The following is a 20007-nucleotide window of genomic DNA, read 5'->3' on the forward strand; positions in this document are numbered from 1 at the left end:
AATAGAGACAAAGTATAAAAAACTTAACAATAAGGAGGGGTTCGATGGTTGCTACACCAGTCAAAACAAAACGTCTTACCGTGCAGGTGGCCAATCTCACCGCAGACACCACCGCTATTCGTTCCCTCGATTGGGATCGCGATCGCTTCGATATTGAATTCGGATTACAAAACGGGACGACTTATAACTCCTATCTGATTCGTGGGGAAAAAATCGCCCTTGTGGATACCTCTCACGAAAAATTCCGTCAACTATATTTTGATAGCCTCAACGGATTAATTAACCCCCAAGAAATTGATTATTTAATTATCAGTCATACCGAACCCGATCACAGTGGGTTAGTCAGAGATATATTGCAACTTGCCCCCAATATTACCGTGGTTGGGGCGAAAGTAGCAATTCAGTTTTTAGAGAATTTAGTTCATCATCCCTTTCAACGTCAACTGGTCAAAAATGGCGATCAGTTAGACCTAGGCAACGGTCACATTCTCGAATTTGTTAATGCTCCTAATTTACACTGGCCCGATACTATTTTTACCTACGATCACGGTTCGGGAATTTTATTTACCTGTGATGCCTTCGGAATGCACTACTGTTCCGACGATCTTTACGATGAGCAATTAAGTGTTATTGAACCGGATTATCGTTTCTATTATGAATGTTTAATGGCTCCTAATGCTCGTTCGGTACTAGCGGCGATGAAAAGGATGGAACCCCTGGGTAATATTAATCTCGTGGCTAATGGTCATGGACCGGTATTAAAACATAATATTACCGAATTATTGACCCATTATCGTGATTGGAGTCAGGCACAAACTAAGGGAGAAAAAACCGTCGCTGTTTTCTATATTTCCGACTATGGTTATAGCGATCGCCTCTGTCAATCGATCGCCAAAGGTATTACTAAAACCGGTGTGGCCGTAGAAACTCTAGACCTGAAATCCGCCGATCCCCAAGAGGTAAAAGAATTAGCTTCTTCTGCGGTGGGAATCGTCATCGGTACTCCCCCCGTTTCTGGTATTAATGCCCAAGAAATTACAGGTAATCTAGGCACAATTCTCGCCTCGGTTAACCCCAAACAATACCTCGGAATGTTTGAATCACAAGGGGGTGATGATGAACCGATTTTACCTCTATTTAATAAGTTTCGTGAAGTTGGTTTAACCAAAGCTTTCGATCCCATTCGTAGCACAGAAACTCCTAACGAGAGTCTCTATCAACGCTGTGAAGAAGCGGGTACAGACATGGGACAACTATTAACCCAAGAGGTAAAAGTTAAACAAAGAAAATCCCTCGATACTGACCTGGATAAAGCCATCGGACGGATTAGCGGTGGTCTATATATTATCACCACCAAGAAAGGAGACAGAAGCGGAGCAATGGTCGCTTCTTGGGTGACGCAAGCAAGTTTTGATCCGCCCGGTTTTACCGTTGCTGTGGCCAAAGATCGGGCGATCGAGTCTTTAATGCAAGTGGGGGATCAATTCATTTTAAATATTCTGGAAGAAGGCAATTATCAAACCCTGATGAAACACTTTTTAAAACGTTTCGGACCGGGGGAAGATCGTTTTGCAGGAGTCAATACTCGCACCGCTAATAATGGTTCGCCGATTTTAGCCGATGCCCTCGCTTATTTAGAATGTGAGGTAGTTAGTCGTATGGAATGTGCTGACCACTGGATTGTTTACAATAAAGTCACCGATGGTCGCGTTTCTAAACCTGATAGTTTAACGGCTGTTCACCATCGCAAAGTCGGTAATTATTATTAGGATTCTTGCTTGATTTGACTGGTTGAGAAAATACAGATCAAGATGCTTGCTCTCAGCTTTTGAGATGGTTTAACCTCTCAACCAGTTAGGAGCTGCTGAAAAGGTTTGCTGGTGGGGGCAGGGTGTGGCCCCCCCAACCCCCACCCCCCCCCGACCCCTCCGATGTCGGGGGGGCAAGGGGGGGTAGGAGCAATAGATAATCAGTTTTTAATAACCGGATTTAGTATCACATCTGATCACTGACAACTTACCCACTGATAACTGATCACTGATCACTGATAACTGATCACTGTTCCTATTGACTAATACCCGCAGATTTAAGGGCTTTTTCCATTAAAATTACATGGGTACTGCTTTCCTGTCCCTGGTTGGCAGCACGACGCTGAATATAACTGCCATCGGATTGTAATTCCCATGCTTGTCGGTTATCTGACAACATGATGCCGAGAATTTCTTCCAGTTCCTTGGCGATCGCTGGTTCATCGATGGGTGTCACTGCCTCCACGCGACGAGTCAGGTTCCGCGTCATCCAATCGGCGCTACCAATATAAACCTCCTCCTGACCACCATTGTAGAAGTAAAAAATGCGGGAATGTTCCAAAAAGCGGCCGATAATGCTAATTACTCGGATATTTTCGCTCACTTCCGGCAATCCGGGACGTAAACAACAGATACCACGAATAATTAAGTCAATCTGCACGCCAGCACGAGAAGCGGCGTATAAAGCTTCTATAATCGGTTTATCGACAATAGAGTTCATTTTTGCGACAATGCGCCCCGTACCGCCATTTTTACAGTTTTTGGCCTCGCGATCGATCATTGCTAACATCCGTTTTCGCAAACTCACCGGGGCAATTAAAAGTTTGCGATAGGATTGCTGACGGGAGTATCCGGTCAGAAAGTTAAATAAATCGGTGATATCTGCCCCCAAATCCTCGCGACAGCTAAGTAAACCCAAATCAGTGTATAATTTAGCTGTTTTTGGGTTATAATTACCCGTGCCAATATGGAAATAACGACGGATTTTATCCCCTTCTTTTCTGACCACGAGAACCACTTTCGTATGGGTTTTTAGACCAACTAAGCCATAAACAACGTGAACTCCGGCTTGTTCGAGCTTTTTCGCCCAAGTAATGTTATTTTCCTCATCAAAGCGAGCTTTTAGTTCCACTAACGCCGCTACCTGTTTACCATTTTCCGCCGCCGCAATCAGGGAATTGACAATCGGGGAATCTCCGGAAGTACGATACAAGGTCATTTTAATCGCTAAAACATGGGCATCATGGGCAGCCTGGGCGATAAACTGTTGTACCGAGGCACTAAAGGAATGGTAAGGGTGATGAACGAGAATATCGTTATTGCGAATTAAAGTAAAAATATCTTCGCCATCCTGTTCTAGGATCCCGTCTTCGTTACCGTCAACTATTTCTCGCAATCCCTGTAAAACCGGTGGGGTGACAGGATTCCACGGCGGATCTTTCAGTTCGGGACAGGGTAAAGACAGAAAATAAAATAAATCCTTGTGTCCTAGCAGTCCATCCACATCGTAAACATCGATCTCCTCAAGTCCCAGATCGCGCATGATCCGGTTTTTAATATTGCTAGGGGTAGAACTGTGAATTTCCAGACGTACTGCCGATTTACCGATGCGGCGCTTGCGTACTTCTTCCTCGATCGCTAATAATAAATCATCGGCCTCATCTTCTTCGACGGAGATATCGGCGTTGCGCGTCACCCGAAAAGGATAACATTCTTGAATGATCATGCCGGGGAAAAGTGCCTCTAAATTGTGCATTACCACCTGTTCAAGCGGTACTCCCGTCCAAATCGAAGCTTTTCCGTCTTGGTGGCGTAATTCTTTGGATAATGCCAGAAAACGGGGGAAAACCTGCGGTACTTTCACCCTGGCAAATAGTTCTTTATCGGTGTCGGGATCGCGAACGACTACGGCTAAATTGAGACTAAGATTAGAAATGTAGGGAAAAGGATGACTAGGATCCACCGCTAGAGGAGTTAAAACGGGGAAAATATTTTGTTCAAAGTAATCGTGGAGATAATTTCGCTGTTCTTGATGTAAATCCACATAGTTAATCAGATGAATTCCCTGTTCTACTAAGAGATTTTTTAGGGTGTGTTCAAAAAGACGATCCTGCTGTTGCACAAGGGGACGCAGACGCTTACTTATCTCGGTTAGCTGTTCCGAGGCAGTCCGGCCATCGGCACTTAAAACGGCTACATTTGCCTCTACCTGTTGTTTAAGAACTGCCACCCGTACCATAAAAAATTCGTCGAGATTGGCACAAAAAATGGCGGTAAATTTTAATCTTTCTAGTAGGGGAGTCCGAGGATCAAGTGCTTCATAAAGCACGCGACGATTAAATTCTAACCAGCTTAATTCTCGGTTAAAGTAATATTGCGAATCTTTAAGATCGATTTCGGAAGTTACGGTAGAAGCTTTAGCCATAGAGTCTAATACCTAAATAATAGATTAAACAGTTAGTAAGAAGCCACTCAAGTCTAAATTTGACTATTTTTGGCGTTTTTTTAGGCTACACTGCCCCAGATTAACCAAAGTTACCCCGATTATCTTGGATGCTAATCCTACTGATTCTAGCCTGACTGGGGAAAAAATCAATTTATTAACAGGTTAAGAAATCAATCCCGACAGATCAAGGTTAAATTAATCTTTCAGTGAAATTAGAGTGCCAGGAAGAACAATAGGCATAATTTGCTGAGAATATCGTCTTTAAAGCCCCGCCTTGATTATAACACAAAGTCGAGCCGAGCCGATTTGTTAAATATATCATCTCCAACTTCAGGCAATAAGCTGAATCAGAATATTTTATCAGGATGATGATTAGATTGCCCTGGGTCAACATTGATTGACAGATTCTTTTTTGCTGCCCTAATTTCAGCAAAGTTTCTCTAATATCTTTGGGGAAAGCTTGAATTTTTTCTTCCCTTCCTCGTTCTTTTAATAATTGATCGAAAGCAACAGATTTAATTAACATCGTTTCCCCATCATGTTCATCGGTCAAAAAGAGATTATTACTGTCGGGAATTTTCTGTTCTATTCTCAAAAAATCTGCATCTAAGCAACAACTCGCCGAAACTTTTCTTCTCTAAGATGGATAATGCTTTGATAGCATTATTTTTATTAGAGGCAATTGTCAGCCTAACCTCTTGCTCATTTAAATCGCTCATAAATAAGTCTATCACTATAGCCTTCAACAATTAAAAACACTCCCTCATGATCCTGCCATAGTAAACGAATGCTATTAGCAATTCTGTCAGGTGTTATCTGATCTTTTATCTTTGTTTTCGTTTCTCTAATTCAACTGTCAAATCCCAACGTTCATTAAGTAGCCATGACAATATCTAACCCAGAAAGTTTCCTGATTTCCTGTAAGTCTTTGAAAAATTACTGCTGCCAGAAAATATGAAGTGATATTTCTAGGTTTAATTCAATTGGTCAATATTTTTAGCCTGAAACCTGATTATTCACTCCTAATTTTTATTTTCCTAATCCGAGTTTTCTGGTTACTTTTTGCCAAAAGGTTGGGGTAGGTGGTTGATAGGGTTTGAGAGTATCGGTAAAAACAGGACGTTGACTAGGTTCGTAGAGATAACGATAGTGTAAGAAAATATCCCGATAGGGAAAATCGAGATTTTCACCACTACAAAGTCGCGTGAACAGAGAGGAAGATAAACCAATGTAGTGAATATATGTCAAGCGTTTGCCTCGATCATAAAGAATATTATCTAAAGCCTGAAAATGGGGAGAGGTGACACAGCAGCCGGTGCGTTCTTCTTTAGGCAATTGAAGGGCTAGATTATATATAGAAAAATTTGATCGCATCATCATATAATTTAACAGAGGTTGATCTACTGCCATAGGATAAACTATTTCTGCTTCTCCTGCTCGCAATTGTTCTATGAGCCAATCTCGCTGATTTTCAGCAAATAAACCTTTTTTCGAGGCATAAAAACCCGAACAGAAAATTTCTTGGTTAAGACGTTCTTGGGGAAAGATTTCTAATAATTTTGGGGAAGTAACTTCATAAACGTGGGTGATATCTTTGTGCTGAAAATCGTAAACCACACAATCATAATTATCTAACTGTGCAAAAACCCGATCTAAGGGACTCATCAATAGGGTATCACCATCCATGTAGATAAAGCGATCGAACGGCCCGTCAAAGGCACAATAACGACGATGGGTACCAAAACGATGATAACCTTTACTACCAGCCTTTAACCAGCGTTCTTTAGCCGTAGGATGGGGTTCCCAAGCCGATTTAGCGAAATTATCCCAGAGATCGATCACTTCTCGCTCATCAAACAACTGTACGTTAGGACGTTGAGCAATTTCCGCCTTGATACGTTCGGTGTTGTCATCGTAGGGATAGACACAAACAGGAAGATCTTTTCCCCCATTTACCTCAATGCTGTTGAGTAGGGCGACTAATTGATCGTAAATGCGATCGTTGGCTAGGGTGCAGATACCGTCCATAAGTGATCCCAAGGAAAAAATCAAAACATATTATCTTTGCCGTTAGTTTAGCTTATTTTGGTCGATAAATTTGGCTAATTTGAGATGTGGTGATCCAGAAGCAGTGATACTAAATCCCGTTTAAATGGATGTTCTGCTTCTCAAAAGCTGTTTGGATAAGATAAGATAAATCCTTTTTTCTCTTATACTTAAGATATTTATGGGCATTGACAATTCTAATCGCTAATTTCTAGGCTTTCTCCTAGACTATGCCACTGATAATCTCTCGCCGATAACCGATAACTGTTCACTGAATCACAGTCCCCCCAGCACCGCACACCACCCGAAAACCGAGAATGTTGTCGTTGATGAAGCGGCGGTTGCAGTAGTAGCGGCAAGCGGAACGGCAGAAAGGCGGATTGAAGTACCAAGAACCGCCCCGCAGTACTTTAGTAGTATATTTGTTCTTGCTAATCCAAGCACTCCCATCAGTGGGTGCGCCTTGATAATTAGGGTGATAATCGTCCTCGCACCATTCCCAAACGTTTCCGTGCATATCGTACAGACCAAAGGCATTAGCTACCTTAAAATAGCCTACTGGTGTCGTCTGTTTTCGATCGATGCCTTTTGGTCCCCTTCCATAATTCCCTGGATAAACTTTTTGGTCTTTTTCCCAATCAGTTCCTCTGTAATTAGCCAAATCTGTGGTAATCGTCTCCCCAAAATGAAAAGCGGTTGTTGTCCCCGCTCTACAGGCATATTCCCATTCTGCCTCACTCGGTAGCCGATACTCCCGTTTTGTTTCCCTTGATAATCGTTTACAGAATTCTGTTGCTTGCTCCCAGTTGACTCGTTCTACGGGTCTTGTCCATCTATCCTGCTCTTGATATGGCTTTTTGAAGTGGGAAGGCTCTAGTTCTAGATCGATGTCTATTTTAGCAGTTGCGGCGATCGCTCGCCACTGTACTTGGGTGATGGGATAGCGTCCCATGAAAAAAGCTGAAATATTAACGGTGTGTTGAGGACTTTCTCTTTGGAAATAGTCTCGATCGTATTCTTTACAGAGTCTTTCTATTTCTTGATCTGGGGTTCCCATCTGAAAGGAACCGCTAGGGATAAGCATCATGTCGAGATTAATCCCTTCCCCTAAATTCTCGCTGTAATATTGTGCTTCTCGTTGCTGTCGTCGAAGGATTAATTTAGTCATTTTTTAACAAGGATTGGTGCAGGTAATGCTCACCTATACAAATGTTTGGCTCTCTTAGGTTTGGTGGGTAAAATGTATTCTAAGATATAGTCTTGCTGGCGAGGGAGTGGAAGGAACCACAAAGACACAGAGGACACAAAGATCGATCATAATGTAAGTTAAACTTATCACACAGAACCTAGAAGAGCCAAAAATAGGCAACTTCAAGCAGGATAAGGACTAAAGTTTCCTCGGAACTCTTTCTTAAGACTATCATCCCTTCTAGAAAAGCAACTAAAAAATATCTCGGAGATAAAAATAATCATGACTAAGTTAACTCCTGAAGAAAAAGATATCCTCGAATCCTATAACAATGATGAGTGGGTTTCTGTGGCAACGCCGGCTAGAATGGCTGAGTTGAAGTCCTATGCTAAGGAGACGCTGACTCAAGATAAAAAAATTACTTTACTTCTGTCTTCCCTAGATTTGGAAGCGCTTCAAGCTAAGGCAATAGAGGAAGGTATTCCCTATCAAACACTTATCTCTAGCATCCTACACAAATATGTTACCGGTCGCCTCGTGGAAAGTTCGAGTTAGTTTTTGTTGTTGGTAAAATGAATCTTCCCAACTTGTGATCGTCAACTGTAGATGTCTCAAAAAATGTCTTAATTATCATCATAATGTAGGGGCGCATCGTGGTCAGTGAGTTTATCGAACTGCGTGCGCCCAAATCCCCAAAAAAAACCAAAAAAACCCAAATCCCCTTGCATGAGTAGAAAACGGGTTTCTCCGAGAAACCCGTTTTCTGTGCGTTACTCAAAGGATTTAGTATTATTGCCGGTGGGCCGATTATTGCCGGTGGGCGAACGCAGTTCGCCCCTACAAAATCGACTGGCCTTTGGGCGGGAAAAAAAGAGAAAAACGGTTACACAGTCCCCCCAGCACCGCACACCACCCGAAAACCGTTGCTTTCGTCGAAGTTGATACTGCCGCGGCGGAGGTTGTAGCTGCGGCAAGCGGAACGGCAGTAATACGGATGTATGCACCAAGAACCTCCCCGCAATGAAGAACGATTATCATTCCCATTTTCTATCCAAGCACTGCCATCCGTCGGCGCACCATCATAATTATCGTGCCAGGTATCGGCGCACCATTCCCAAACGTTTCCGTGCATATCGTACAACCCAAAGGCGTTAGCTGCCTGAAAATAGCCCACTGGGGTTGTTTTACGTCGATATTTTCCTTTGGGTTCATCGGCATAAGTTTTAGTACCAGTACCTCGATAGTTAGCTAAATCTGCCGTTATCGTTTCCCCAAAGTGAAAGGCAGTTGTTGTCCCCGCTCTACAGGCATATTCCCATTCTGCCTCACTCGGTAGCCGATATTCCCGTTTTGTTTCCCTTGATAGTCGTTTACAGAATTCCGTTGCTTGATACCAGTTGACTCTTTCTACGGGTAGCTCATCCCCTTTAAAGTGAGAAGGGTTTGTCTCTAGGTCGATGTCTATTTTAGCGGTTGCGGCGATAGCTTGCCACTGAGCTTGGGTGATAGGATAACGCCCCATGTAGAAAGAGGAAACGGTTACTCGGTGTGGGGGTTTTTCTCGTCTAAATCCATCCCAACCAAATTTTTTCACCAGTCTTTCGATTTCCTCGTCTTCAGTTCCCATCATAAATGTGCCGCCGGGGATTTCCATCAATTCCAATTCGACTCCCTCGGCTAGTTTTTCGACAATGCCTTCTGCTTGCCTTTTTTCCTTTTTAATTACCCAATTTACTGGTTCAAAATAACTTTGAGACTGACGTTCTATGGTTGCTAGGGTAAATTCAAAGGTACGGGTTTTTAAGGGAGGTTGCGAGGGTTGAGGGATTGGAAGGGGATTGGAGATATTAACGGCGATTTCTTCGGCAAATTCTGCGTATTCTCCCCCCAGATTGCGTAAGACTTCGATGCTGACTTGAGCAAAGGGAAGAATTTTTTCTCTTTGTTCTGGGGGATAGGTGGGTAATAGGGTTAATAAAGCGGCAAAACTGCGGATAGGACTTTTAATTTCCCCGGCAATATATTGGGAAATAGCATCGAGTACCTTGATAGTTTGTCGCCTACCGATAGCATCATTTAAGACCTGACGTACCCCGGGCAAAAAGTCATAGACTCGATACTGTCCTTCTTCATTTTCTACAATCGGTTTTAATAGACCTCCCATATAAAATTCTGCCACATGAACGGGACGCACTTCGTTTAAAAGAGTTTTACGAATAAGATTGACCACCTGCATACTTACCGGGGCAGCTGCCATCATTTTTGCTAGTTTTTTGGCCGGTTCTGACGCGGTGGCAAAAAATCGCTCGACCATTGCCTCGGCCTTATTTTTAATGCTGTTTTTATCCTCACTGTCTTGCTTATTTTCCTCTCTGGATATAGGGGAAATTTCGATAATTTGTTGTTGAATAAATTCTAAATCAAATAAAAAGGCGGAAATCTGAGCATTACCTGACCCGGCGACAACTTTTGCCCATTGTTTGAGGACTTCTGTTTCTAACGTGATTACGGGAATAAGAAGGGTATTTTGCCAGTTAATCGGTAGCCATTGGGGATAATTTTTTAAGATTAATTTCGGATTGGGAACACCAGCAGTTAAAGCAGTGGTAAAGAGTTTACGTCCCCGTCCTAGTTGGGTACTATTCCATAATCTTTCGGGGAAAAGTTGCAGAATAGCGGTGGGTTGTTTTTCTGACCAATCTTTTAACCAAGGATGAATTAAGGCTTTTTGCCAGAGAGGAGAAACACAATCACTGACTAACAAAACTAATCCCCGTCCCCTGGGATGAATAAGTTCTTTATGGGAGTGATAACGTTGTCCAGGTTTACCTTTTTTTCTGCGTCTTACTAACTGTAATTCTTGATTATTTGAGGTTGATAGATGCCAAACTCTGACGGTTTTAAATGCTCCTTGATTTTCTAAGAGATTTTGTAACTCATTAATTAATTCTCGCCAAATAAAAGAGGATCTAGATTCTTCTACTACTAATTCGAGGGTTAACCAGCGTTCCGGTTGGGGTTTAGTCACGGGTAGCCAAATATCCCTTTCTGCAATAAAAGAAGCGGTTGCTTCTTCATCTAAAATCGTTTTAGTCGCTGAGGAAACTTTTAGCATGAAAGGACGCAAAGCGCGACTAATAAAGAGTGCTGTCTGTAGTGCCGCAGCAGCAGGAACTTGAAAAGGAAAGCCTTGGATTAGGGTGGGTTTTTCTATTTCTTTGGGGAGAGATTCTTCGGTAATAATATCGACATTTGGCTGGGATTTTGATAGGTTATCTTCTGGAATATTCTCTAAATTTTCCTCTATTTTCTTAGAAGTTGATGAATCTATTGGCTGTTTATTTTCTGGAAATATTGGCGTTGATTGCAAGTCTTCAACACCCATTTGTAAGGCCAACCAGATACTATCAGCTACATCTTCATCACTGAGTTGTAACCGTTCGAGTAGTCCTGTTTGCTCTAGATAATCTAATAGTTTTTTAATTGATGAATTGGATGGGGATTCACTCATCTTCTACCCTCCCCAAATCTTTCAAAAGTTGATTAATCAGGTCATCTTCAGTTGATATAGCTCCTTTTTTGACCATAAAAATAGCATTAAGTAATTGATCCGTGGCTAGGGTTTGTGAATTGCGCTTTTGAATGAAGTTATCAATCAGTTTATCGATGTCTGGATTGTTAGTAATTGTTTCTTCTAAATGGGCCTCAATTATTTTAATTAAGTCGGGTTTTTCCGGTTCTTTCATAGTTAAACGGAGACAACGACGCAAAAAAGGTGGGGGAAAGTCTCGTTCTCCATTGCTAGTTAAAATCACAAAAGGAAAAGCCTTACAGATAACTAAACCATCATTTATAGGTGTTTTTATATCTTTCTGGGTAATGTCGGTTGTATCGGTATAAGCAGTGCGGACTTCAACCCTTGGGACTTCTTCTTTTAGCCTAACTAATTCGGGGATTTCAAAGCGTCCTTCTTCAAATAAGGTGAGTAAATCATTGGGTAAATCGATATCACTCTTATCAATTTCATCAATTAACAGTACTCTTGGCTTTTCCGACTCTAATAGTGCGGTTCCCAAGGCTCCAAGGGTAATATATTTTTCAATCTGTTTTAATTGGTCTTTTCGTTCTTCTGGGGTTAATTCTTTTTGCTGCCGTTCCAGTAATTTAACTTCCTGTAACCGACCGATCGCATCATAGTTATAAAGTCCATCTTTTAGGGTAGTATGGGTAGTAATCGGCCAGTATAATACTTCTCCTAATTTTAATTCCTGGGCGACTTTATAGGCAAGAGATGACTTTCCCGTTCCGGGTTTGCCGGTTACTAATAAAGGTCGCCGTAAATACAAGGCTGCATTGACCATTTTAATTTCTTCTTCGCGCACTAGAAAGGTTTCTCCCCGATGCTTACGACGACTTTCTCCCGGTTGCTTTTCTTTGCCAAAAGGTCGCCAGCTGGGAGGGTCTGGTAATGTCCAAGCGTCTGTGGGATCCTGATTTCCTGTAAAAATTTTCCAGTCTTTCATGATTCAATTTATGGCATCAAAAGTGGATAGTTGGGGGGAACAAGCTGATAGTCATCCCAAAGTAATGATAGATGATTCCCAATATGATTAGGGTTTCCCCAATCTGTGCGCCTTTTTTCTTTGAGATGTGCTGATAGGTTTTCTAGGTTACATTGATGACAGATATTCTCCAAGGTTTCCTGACATTCAAAATTTTCAGCTTCGCGTACCCAAACAGCGAGGGGAATTCCCGCGTAGTAAAAGGCTTCCATGACATTTTCTCGATGGGATTCTCGAAGAATTTCTAATCTTGCTCCTATAATATTCTCTGGCATAATTTTCTTATATAATTCAAAGGGTTCACTATCACAAAAACCACAAATTTCTGTAATTGTAGCCACAATTTTGCCTTTTTTTTCTTTTAATTTCTTACACTTCTTTTGCCAAAGCAAGCTTTCCTGATCCAGTGTAGTCTTTAGCCTTTCTGAAAATCTAACTATTACTTCATATTTTTTCCCCATAGGCGGAGGAGCAAAGGAAGGATTTTTATCGATTGTTAGTAAATCAATTGGCTCAATTTCTTTTTCAATTAATTTATAGGGAAAAAATATCTGAATCTTATTAATAGAACATTGACAAAGATTGAATGCCTCTTGATAAACATCTTTCAAATACTGAACAAAAAACTGCTGCTCTAAATTCTTAATTATAATTCCTTCATTCGACTGTAAAGATTTACAATAATTTCGTTTTTGTGGAGATTCTTGGGTAGGATCATAGTGTTTTACATCTTCAATAATCCAACTCCTGAGTCTCAAACCGTTATTTTCTTTAGTGACACTAACTAGCAAACAAGGTTCTTTTTCTTGTTCCGTCCTCCCAGTTAAATTTGTTCTCTTTTGTTCACGTTTAAATTCTAATAGACGAACTAAACTTTCCCAATCGTTTTTTAGATATTTTTGTAGCCATTGTTCAAGTTCATTTCTGTAGCTTTTTCCCTGTTTAATTTCCAGAATAAGATAACCAATTAATATCTGTAACCAGGTAACTTTTAGTTGCAATTCAGTCGATATTTGTAAAACTTGTTGATCTAATATATCAATAAGCTCAGTTAAATTAAATAATAACATTTCTGTGGGTGACCTAAAATCAACTAACTGAAATCCTACGTCGGACAAAAGGTTTTGATAAGCCAATTTAAGCTGTTTTTCCAATTCAGTATAATTGTTTTTTAGCAAGATTATAATTTCAGGAATATATCCATCAATTTTGATTGTAGGAGTATCTAATAACTCTGGAAAAGCTCTGAGCAACATATATACTGGAATAAAAAATGCAATTTTTGCTTCAGGATTATCATGCTCAATTGCAGCTATTCCCACCACTCCTTCTAATTCTTTATCCCAGATAGCGGTTCCACTAAATCCAGCTTGTAAACGTTCACCCGTGACTGTTTTTCCCTCTATTTGTATTTGATTATAGGCAATCCCTTTTTTGATTTCTCCATCAGCCCAAATTCCTAGATTATTTGGAAAACCAAAGGCTTCAAATTGATGCCCATCTATTCTAATATTTTGATGACTAATCAATCTTGATGGTTGAGCTTTTGGCGGTTTTAAATCCTTATTCTTGAGTTTTAAGACAGCAATATCTTGGGGATCGTCACTTTCAAATTCAACGGGTTTCCACATTTCTACCGTTGTTTCTAAAGATGTAACCGGTGAAATTAGAGGAAAATCACACTCAATAATTTCAGTGGGTTTCTTAGTAGATGTTACATTTTCTCCTATTGATTGATTAACAACATGAGCGCAGGTAATAATATACTCTTCTGAAACGAGAAACCCCGCTCCAACAATTATTATTTCATCATTTTTATTTTCCCTTAGTTTATAGATTCTTACAATCGAAAGTTCTATATCTTCAATCATTATTCCTCTGAAACTATTTTTTGATTATTTTTTTCCTTGTTATCCCATTTTAGGGTAATTTCATAGTTAACATCGGCACTTCCAGATGCAATAATAGCCCCTAGCCCAACAGTCATTTTTATCCCAAATTTTACCTCTACCTGATCGGCTGGTTCATTCAAACTTTTGACCTTATTAATTATGGCATTTGCCACCGGTTTTATGCCATTTAATGCGTCTTCAAAAGATTGAGCGGCTTTAACAGCTATTTGATCTGTTCGGCTAATAAGTTTTTCTTCTGGTTTCGGTTTGGGTAAGGGTAACTTTTCATCCACCTCGATGTAAATAGTCCCCTCCTCTGAGGTAAATTCCACTAAACGAGTCATAAAAATTCTCCTGTTTATTTTATTGCGGTTGCCCAGACTTAATCAATCACAACTCCATCTTTTTAGCCTCATACCTAATTATATCTCTTTACCAAGTGTTCGGTTGAAAGTCAGCATCATTAATAATTGCCACCGTATCCCCAGAGGGTTTAATCACAAATAAACCTTTTTTATAAGCATAGCGATCGATTCCTTCGTTAATTTCAATTCCTGCCACTGCACCGTAAGCTCGATAGTTTTTGTAATGGGGAAAAGCGATTTTAAAACGAGTCAATTTTTCGATAAATTCATCCACATCATCTTGAGATAATCTCGATTTACATTCCACCACCACGAGATCGGTATCATCCACTCCTAGGATATCAATTTCCATGGCGATACCTTGACGCTTGACTCGAGCGCGGGGATAAACTTCCTTAATATCAATGCCTTTCTCCTGAAAAAGCCGTAAAACCGCCGGTTCTACCAATTCCTCCACAAATCGACCCCAGCGAGTGGTGAGACTATCTACCGCTTTGCTGGTTCTTTCTACGGTGCGTTTCAGTTCTGCCATCGAGCGATCGGCTTCGGCAGACCGGCGCTCGCTTTCTAATTTCGCTTCGGCAGCTTGGCGCTCAAGTTCGGCAGCCCGGCGCTCGTTTTCTAATTTCGCTTCGGCAGCTTGGCGCTCAAGTTCGGCGGCCCGGCGCTCGCTTTCTAATTTCGCTTCGGCGGCCCGGCGCTCGCTTTCTAATTTCGCTTCGGCAGCTTGGCGCTCAAGTTCGGCAGCCCGGCGCTCGTTTTCTAATTTCGCTTCGGCAAAGATACGCTCCATTTCCGCTCGACGAAGATCGCTTTCCCGTAAACGGCGATCAAACTCCTCGGCGGAAGCGCGGAATAGCTGGTAAATATCCTCAAGGGTTACAGGTTCACTCATGGACTGACATCGGAAACACAACACCCCTAATTATTTTAGCGATTCGGTCGAGAAAACCGAGGAGCGCGAGAGAGCAAAAACGGGATAAATATTAAGAATTATGTAGTCTCAACAGAGAAAACGGGTTTCTTCAAGAAACCATGAGAAAACGGGTTTCTCAAAGGAACCCGTTTTCTGTATATAATGTTAATTTATGTTATGGAAGTCTTGAAAAATTGGCGATTGTTTGCACAAAATAGTCGCATTAATCTTTTGCAGTTAACGTCATCACTTCTTCTCTTTTGCCGAGCCTTTCTGCTGTTTACGATAGTTTGTTCAATTTTGCTGAATCTGATGGCTTGAGTCAAGTTAATCAGGTGAATAGTGCGAGAAATCAGGGTTTAACCGCACCGAATTTAATTTGATTTTCTCTGATTCATGAATAAACCTGATGAAAAAAAAAAAAAAAAAATAAGCATATTTTATATTCTATTGACGGTAGAAAAAAACGCTCTCAAAATGGTAGAAACGATTAATTGATGGTTTGACAGTCTTCAAGCCTAACCTAGACTGGCTGCGGTTGCGGAAAACAGGCTGACTCGGCTGAATAAATAATATTAAAGCAGCTTGTGGGCAATGCCCACCCTACACCACTCACCAGGAACCCTTGTATTATGTCTCGCCAAACCAATCTCAACCAGTCCGTAGTTTTCCTCGATGCTGGTGTCACCGATTATCAAAGTCTCCAAGCTGGAGTAATCCCCGGAATCGCCACCGTTATTCTCTCTGCCAAGGAAGACGGAATCGAGCAAATCACCGCTTTTTTACAACAAAATCCCCAGATTACCACCATTCACCTCGTTTCCCATGGTGCGCCTGGATGCTTATATTTAGGGAATTGTCAACTTAATTTAACAAATATTTACGATTACCGCCAACAGTTACAGAATTGGGCAAAGATTAATCGTATTCTACTGTACGGTTGTCAGGTAGCAGCGGGAGATGCAGGAGAAGAATTTATTGAGAAGTTACATCAGTTGACGGGTGCGACGGTGATGGCTTCAGCGACACCTACGGGAAGTAGTCGAGGGGGAGGAGATTGGGAGTTAGAGGTAATAGTTTCTCCCGCTGAAAGTGAGCAAGATTTGAATATTTCCTTGGCGTTTAATGGAGAGACTTTAGCTACTTATCAGGGAGTATTTACTCTTTCTTTAGTGGGTAATTATGATACTCCTGGCAATGCTTATGGGGTTTATGTAGTGGGAAACTATGCTTATGTAGCTGATTTTAGTTTAGGGCTGCAAATCATCGACATCAGCACCCCTACTAACCCCACTCTCATTGGCAATTATGATACTTCTGGCTTCGCTATGGATGTGCAAATAGTCGGCAATTACGCATATCTAGCTGATGGTTTTGCCGGACTGACAATCATCGACATCAGCAATCCAAGCAACCCCACTTTCAAAGGCAATTATTCTGGTTTTGGTTGGGGTTATGGGCTGGAGGTAGTGGGAAACTACGCTTATGTAGCTAGTGATTATCAAGGACTGACAATCATCGACATCAGCAATCCAAGCAACCCCACTTTCAAAGGCAATTATGATACTTCTAGTCGGGCTTTGGAAGTCCAAGTAATCGGTAATTACGCATATGTAGCTGATTATGAGTCAGGACTGCAAATTATCGATGTCAGTAACCCAGAAAACCCCACTCTGAAAGGTAATTATGATACTCCTGGCATTGCTAGTGATGTGGAAATAGTCGGCAATTACGCATATCTAGCTGATGGTTGGGATGGAGGACTGCAAATCATCGACATCAGCAACCCCACTAACCCAACTCTCAAAGGCAATTATGATACTAACGGCGTTGCTGGTGATGTGGAAGTAGTGGGGAACTACGCTTATTTAACTGATGATATGGCAGGACTGAAAATCATTGACATTAGCAACCCGACTAACCCCACTCTCATCGACTATTACAATGATTTTTCTACCGTTGCTTATGGTGTGGAAGTAGTGGGGAATTACGCATATCTAGCTGATTATTTTGACGGTTTAAAGATTATTGATGTCAGTAACTTCAATAACCCATCGCCTTTACCAAGTGTCACCTTAGCAGTTTCCACCACCAGTGTTACTGAAGATGGAACAACTAATTTAGTTTACACTTTCACCCGCACAGGAGACACAACCAATCCTTTGACGGTCAATTTTACAACAGTCGATGATACAGACTGGTGGAAAAGAGCCATCTTTAATACAGATTACAGTCAAACCGGTGCAGCCAGTTTCCCAAATTACTCAAATGAAACAGGAACAGTGACTTTTGCTGCTAATTCTGCGACTGCAACTGTAACAATTGACCCCACAGCAGATACCACAGTTGAAGATGACGAAACCGTCAGCTTAACCCTCACTTCTGGGACTGACTATACAGTTGGGACAACTACTCCAGTGACGGGGACGATTCTCAATGATGATACCCGTGTTACCCTTCAGGTTTCTCCTAGTCTTGTCACCGAAGATGGGACAACCAACTTAGCTTACTACTTCTACCGCGAGGGTGTAACAACCAATGCTTTGACAGTTAACTATGCAGTTGGGGGTACAGCTACCCTTAATACAGACTACACCCAAACCGGTGCAGCGAGTTTTAATGGGACAACAGGGACAGTGACTTTCGCCGCTAATGCTACTACTGCTACCGTAACAATTGACCCGACAGTAGATAATATAGCTGACCCGGATGAAACTGTAACTTTAACCCTCGCTTCGGGGACTGGTTATACAGTGGGGACAACCACCACAGTGACGGGAACAATTAATGACGATATCAACCCCCCTATCCCCACTTTCATCAGCAAATATGATACTCCTGGATGGGCTTTTGGTGTGGAAGTAGTGGGAAATTACGCATATTTGGCTGATTATGATTCAGGACTGCAAATCATCGACATCAGCAACCCCAGTAACCCCATTTTCAAAGGCAATTATGATACTGACGGCGCTTGGGATGTGGAAGTAGTGGGGAATTACGCATATCTAGCTGATGGGAGTTCAGGACTACAAATTATCAACATCAGTAACCCCACCAACCCCACTTTCATCGGTAATTATGACAATTTTAGTGCAGTCGTTGATGTGCAAGTAGTGGGGAATTACGCATATTTGGCTAATGGGAATTCATTACTGCAAATCATCGACATCAGCAATCCCACCAACCCCATATTAAAAGGCAGTTATGATGATAGTTCTGGTTTTGCTGATGGTGTACAGGTAGTGGGGAATTATGCTTATATAGCTGATTATTTTTCAGGACTGCAAATCATCGACATCAGCAATCCCACCAACCCCATATTAAAAGGCAATTATTATAGTTCCGGTAATGCTAGGGATGTGGAAGTAGTGGGAAATTACGCATATTTGGCTGATTATGATTCAGGATTGCAAATCATCGACATCAGCAATCCCACCAACCCCATATTAAAAGGCAATTATTATAGTTCCGGCGAGGCTACTGATGTGCAAGTAGTAGGGAATTACGCATATCTAGCTGCTGGAGGAGGTGGACTGCAAATCATCGACATCAGCAACCCTACTAATCCCACTATCAAAGGTAATTATCAAAACAACTATGACTATGCTTTTGATGTGAAAGTAGTCGGTAGTTATGCTTATGTAGCTGCGCGTGAAGGCGGATTGCAGATTATTGATGTGAGTGAGTTTACCAATCCACAAACTGTTACTCTTGCTGTCTCTCCCAGTAGTGTTACTGAAGATGGGACAACTAACTTAGTCTATACCTTCACCCGTAACGGAGTAACAACTAATCCCTTAACCGTCAACTATACAGTTGACGGAACAGCTACTTTTAGCACAGATTACACTCAAACTGGTGCAGCAACTTTCACCAGTACAACCGGGACAGTGAATTTTCTTGCTGGTTCAGCGACTGCTACTGTAACAGTTGACCCCACTGCTGATACAACAGTAGAAAGTGATGAAACTGTTGCTTTAACTCTTACTTCTGGGACTGGTTATACAGTTGGGACAACTACCGCAGTGACGGGGACGATTACCAATGATGATTTCCCCAGTATTACCCTGGCGGTTTCTCCCAGTAGTGTTACTGAAGATGGGACAACAAATCTAGTCTATACCTTCACTCGTACTGGTTCTACTACCAGCGCCTTAACCGCTAACTATACAGTTGGGGGGACAGCAACCAATGGAACCGATTACACTTCTATCCCCACCAGTGTCACCTTTGCTGCTGGTTCAGCGACTGCTACTGTAACAGTTGACCCCACTGCTGATACAACAGTAGAAAGTGATGAAACTGTTGCTTTAACTCTTACTTCTGGGACTGGTTATACAGTAGGTACGACTACCGCAGTTACTGGAACAATTAATAATGACGATACCAGTGTCACCCTAGCAGTTTCTCCTGAAAGTGTGAGCGAAGATGGGACAACAAATCTGGTTTATACCTTCACCCGTAGTGGAGTAACAACAAATGCTTTAACTGTCAACTATACAGTTGAAGGGACAGCAACCAATGGAACCGATTACACTTCTATCCCCACCAGTGTCACCTTTGCTGCTGGTTCATCCACTGCGACTGTAACAGTTGACCCCACTGCTGACACAACAGTAGAAAGTGACGAAACTGTTATTTTAACTCTTGCTTCTGGGACAGGTTATACCGTAGGTACGACTACCGCAGTTACGGGAACAATTACCAATGATGATACCAGTGTCACTCTTGCGGTTGCTCCCAGTAGTGTTACTGAAGATGGGACAACAAATCTGGTTTATAC

12 protein-coding genes are annotated in these 20007 nt (G+C 41.7%); 3 read left to right on the forward strand and 9 right to left on the reverse strand.

The genetic code is table 11. The annotated features are described in order from the left end of the window. Positions 1–44 precede the first annotated feature (44 nt). Complete coding sequence (locus tag H6F92_RS18035) at positions 45–1769, forward strand: diflavin flavoprotein (RefSeq protein ID WP_190358956.1); 1725 nt, start codon at positions 45–47, stop codon at positions 1767–1769. Between the two features lie 295 nt (positions 1770–2064). Here H6F92_RS18035 and ppk1 read toward each other — a convergent pair whose 3' ends face one another. From ppk1 to H6F92_RS18055, 4 genes are all read right to left on the reverse strand, one after another. Beyond that, a complete protein-coding gene (gene ppk1 / locus H6F92_RS18040) occupies positions 2065–4233 on the reverse strand; it encodes a polyphosphate kinase 1 (RefSeq protein ID WP_190358957.1) in 2169 nt (722 codons plus the stop codon). A gap of 211 nt (positions 4234–4444) precedes the next feature. Beyond that, the gene (locus H6F92_RS26205) at positions 4445–4849 is read right to left on the reverse strand and encodes a hypothetical protein (RefSeq protein ID WP_242030183.1); all 405 of its coding nucleotides are present in this window, start codon (positions 4847–4849) and stop codon (positions 4445–4447) included. A gap of 434 nt (positions 4850–5283) precedes the next feature. Then, entirely contained in the window at positions 5284–6282 is a 999-nt protein-coding gene (locus H6F92_RS18050) for an Npun_R2821/Npun_R2822 family protein (RefSeq protein ID WP_190358958.1), read from the reverse strand. Between the two features lie 286 nt (positions 6283–6568). Further along, a complete protein-coding gene (locus H6F92_RS18055; protein ID WP_190358959.1) occupies positions 6569–7468 on the reverse strand; it encodes a formylglycine-generating enzyme family protein in 900 nt (299 codons plus the stop codon). 303 nt (positions 7469–7771) lie between these two features. Between H6F92_RS18055 and H6F92_RS18060 the strand changes: the two genes are divergently transcribed. Beyond that, positions 7772–8044 (forward strand): hypothetical protein, encoded by a 273-nt coding sequence (locus tag H6F92_RS18060; RefSeq protein ID WP_002791728.1) that lies wholly within the window; start codon positions 7772–7774, stop codon positions 8042–8044. A gap of 328 nt (positions 8045–8372) precedes the next feature. Here the strand turns inward: H6F92_RS18060 and H6F92_RS18065 are convergent, their stop codons facing one another. From H6F92_RS18065 to H6F92_RS18085, 5 genes are all read right to left on the reverse strand, one after another. Continuing rightward, the gene (locus tag H6F92_RS18065; RefSeq protein WP_190358960.1) at positions 8373–11000 is read right to left on the reverse strand and encodes a formylglycine-generating enzyme family protein; all 2628 of its coding nucleotides are present in this window, start codon (positions 10998–11000) and stop codon (positions 8373–8375) included. After that, positions 10993–12012: an AAA family ATPase gene (locus tag H6F92_RS18070; protein ID WP_190358961.1), complete on the reverse strand. Its 1020-nt coding sequence runs from the start codon at positions 12010–12012 to the stop codon at positions 10993–10995. The genes H6F92_RS18065 and H6F92_RS18070 overlap by 8 nt, the downstream gene beginning before the upstream one ends. An 8-nt stretch (positions 12013–12020) precedes the next feature. After that, positions 12021–13922: a VMAP-C domain-containing protein gene (locus H6F92_RS18075; RefSeq protein WP_190358962.1), complete on the reverse strand. Its 1902-nt coding sequence runs from the start codon at positions 13920–13922 to the stop codon at positions 12021–12023. Continuing rightward, positions 13922–14287: a CU044_2847 family protein gene (locus H6F92_RS18080; RefSeq protein ID WP_190358963.1), complete on the reverse strand. Its 366-nt coding sequence runs from the start codon at positions 14285–14287 to the stop codon at positions 13922–13924. The genes H6F92_RS18075 and H6F92_RS18080 overlap by 1 nt, the downstream gene beginning before the upstream one ends. Before the next feature lie 88 nt (positions 14288–14375). Continuing rightward, positions 14376–15203, reverse strand: coding sequence for a DUF3782 domain-containing protein (locus tag H6F92_RS18085; RefSeq protein WP_190358964.1), 828 nt, complete (start codon positions 15201–15203; stop codon positions 14376–14378). 653 nt (positions 15204–15856) lie between these two features. On the opposite strand from H6F92_RS18085, the gene H6F92_RS18090 reads away from it, so the two are divergent. After that, positions 15857–20007: DUF4347 domain-containing protein (locus H6F92_RS18090; RefSeq protein WP_190358965.1), on the forward strand; the 4151-nt coding region annotated here is incomplete at its 3' end.

Origin of the sequence: Microcystis wesenbergii FACHB-1317 (genome assembly GCF_014696875.1) — a bacterium.
Taxonomy (GTDB): domain Bacteria; phylum Cyanobacteriota; class Cyanobacteriia; order Cyanobacteriales; family Microcystaceae; genus Microcystis; species Microcystis wesenbergii_A.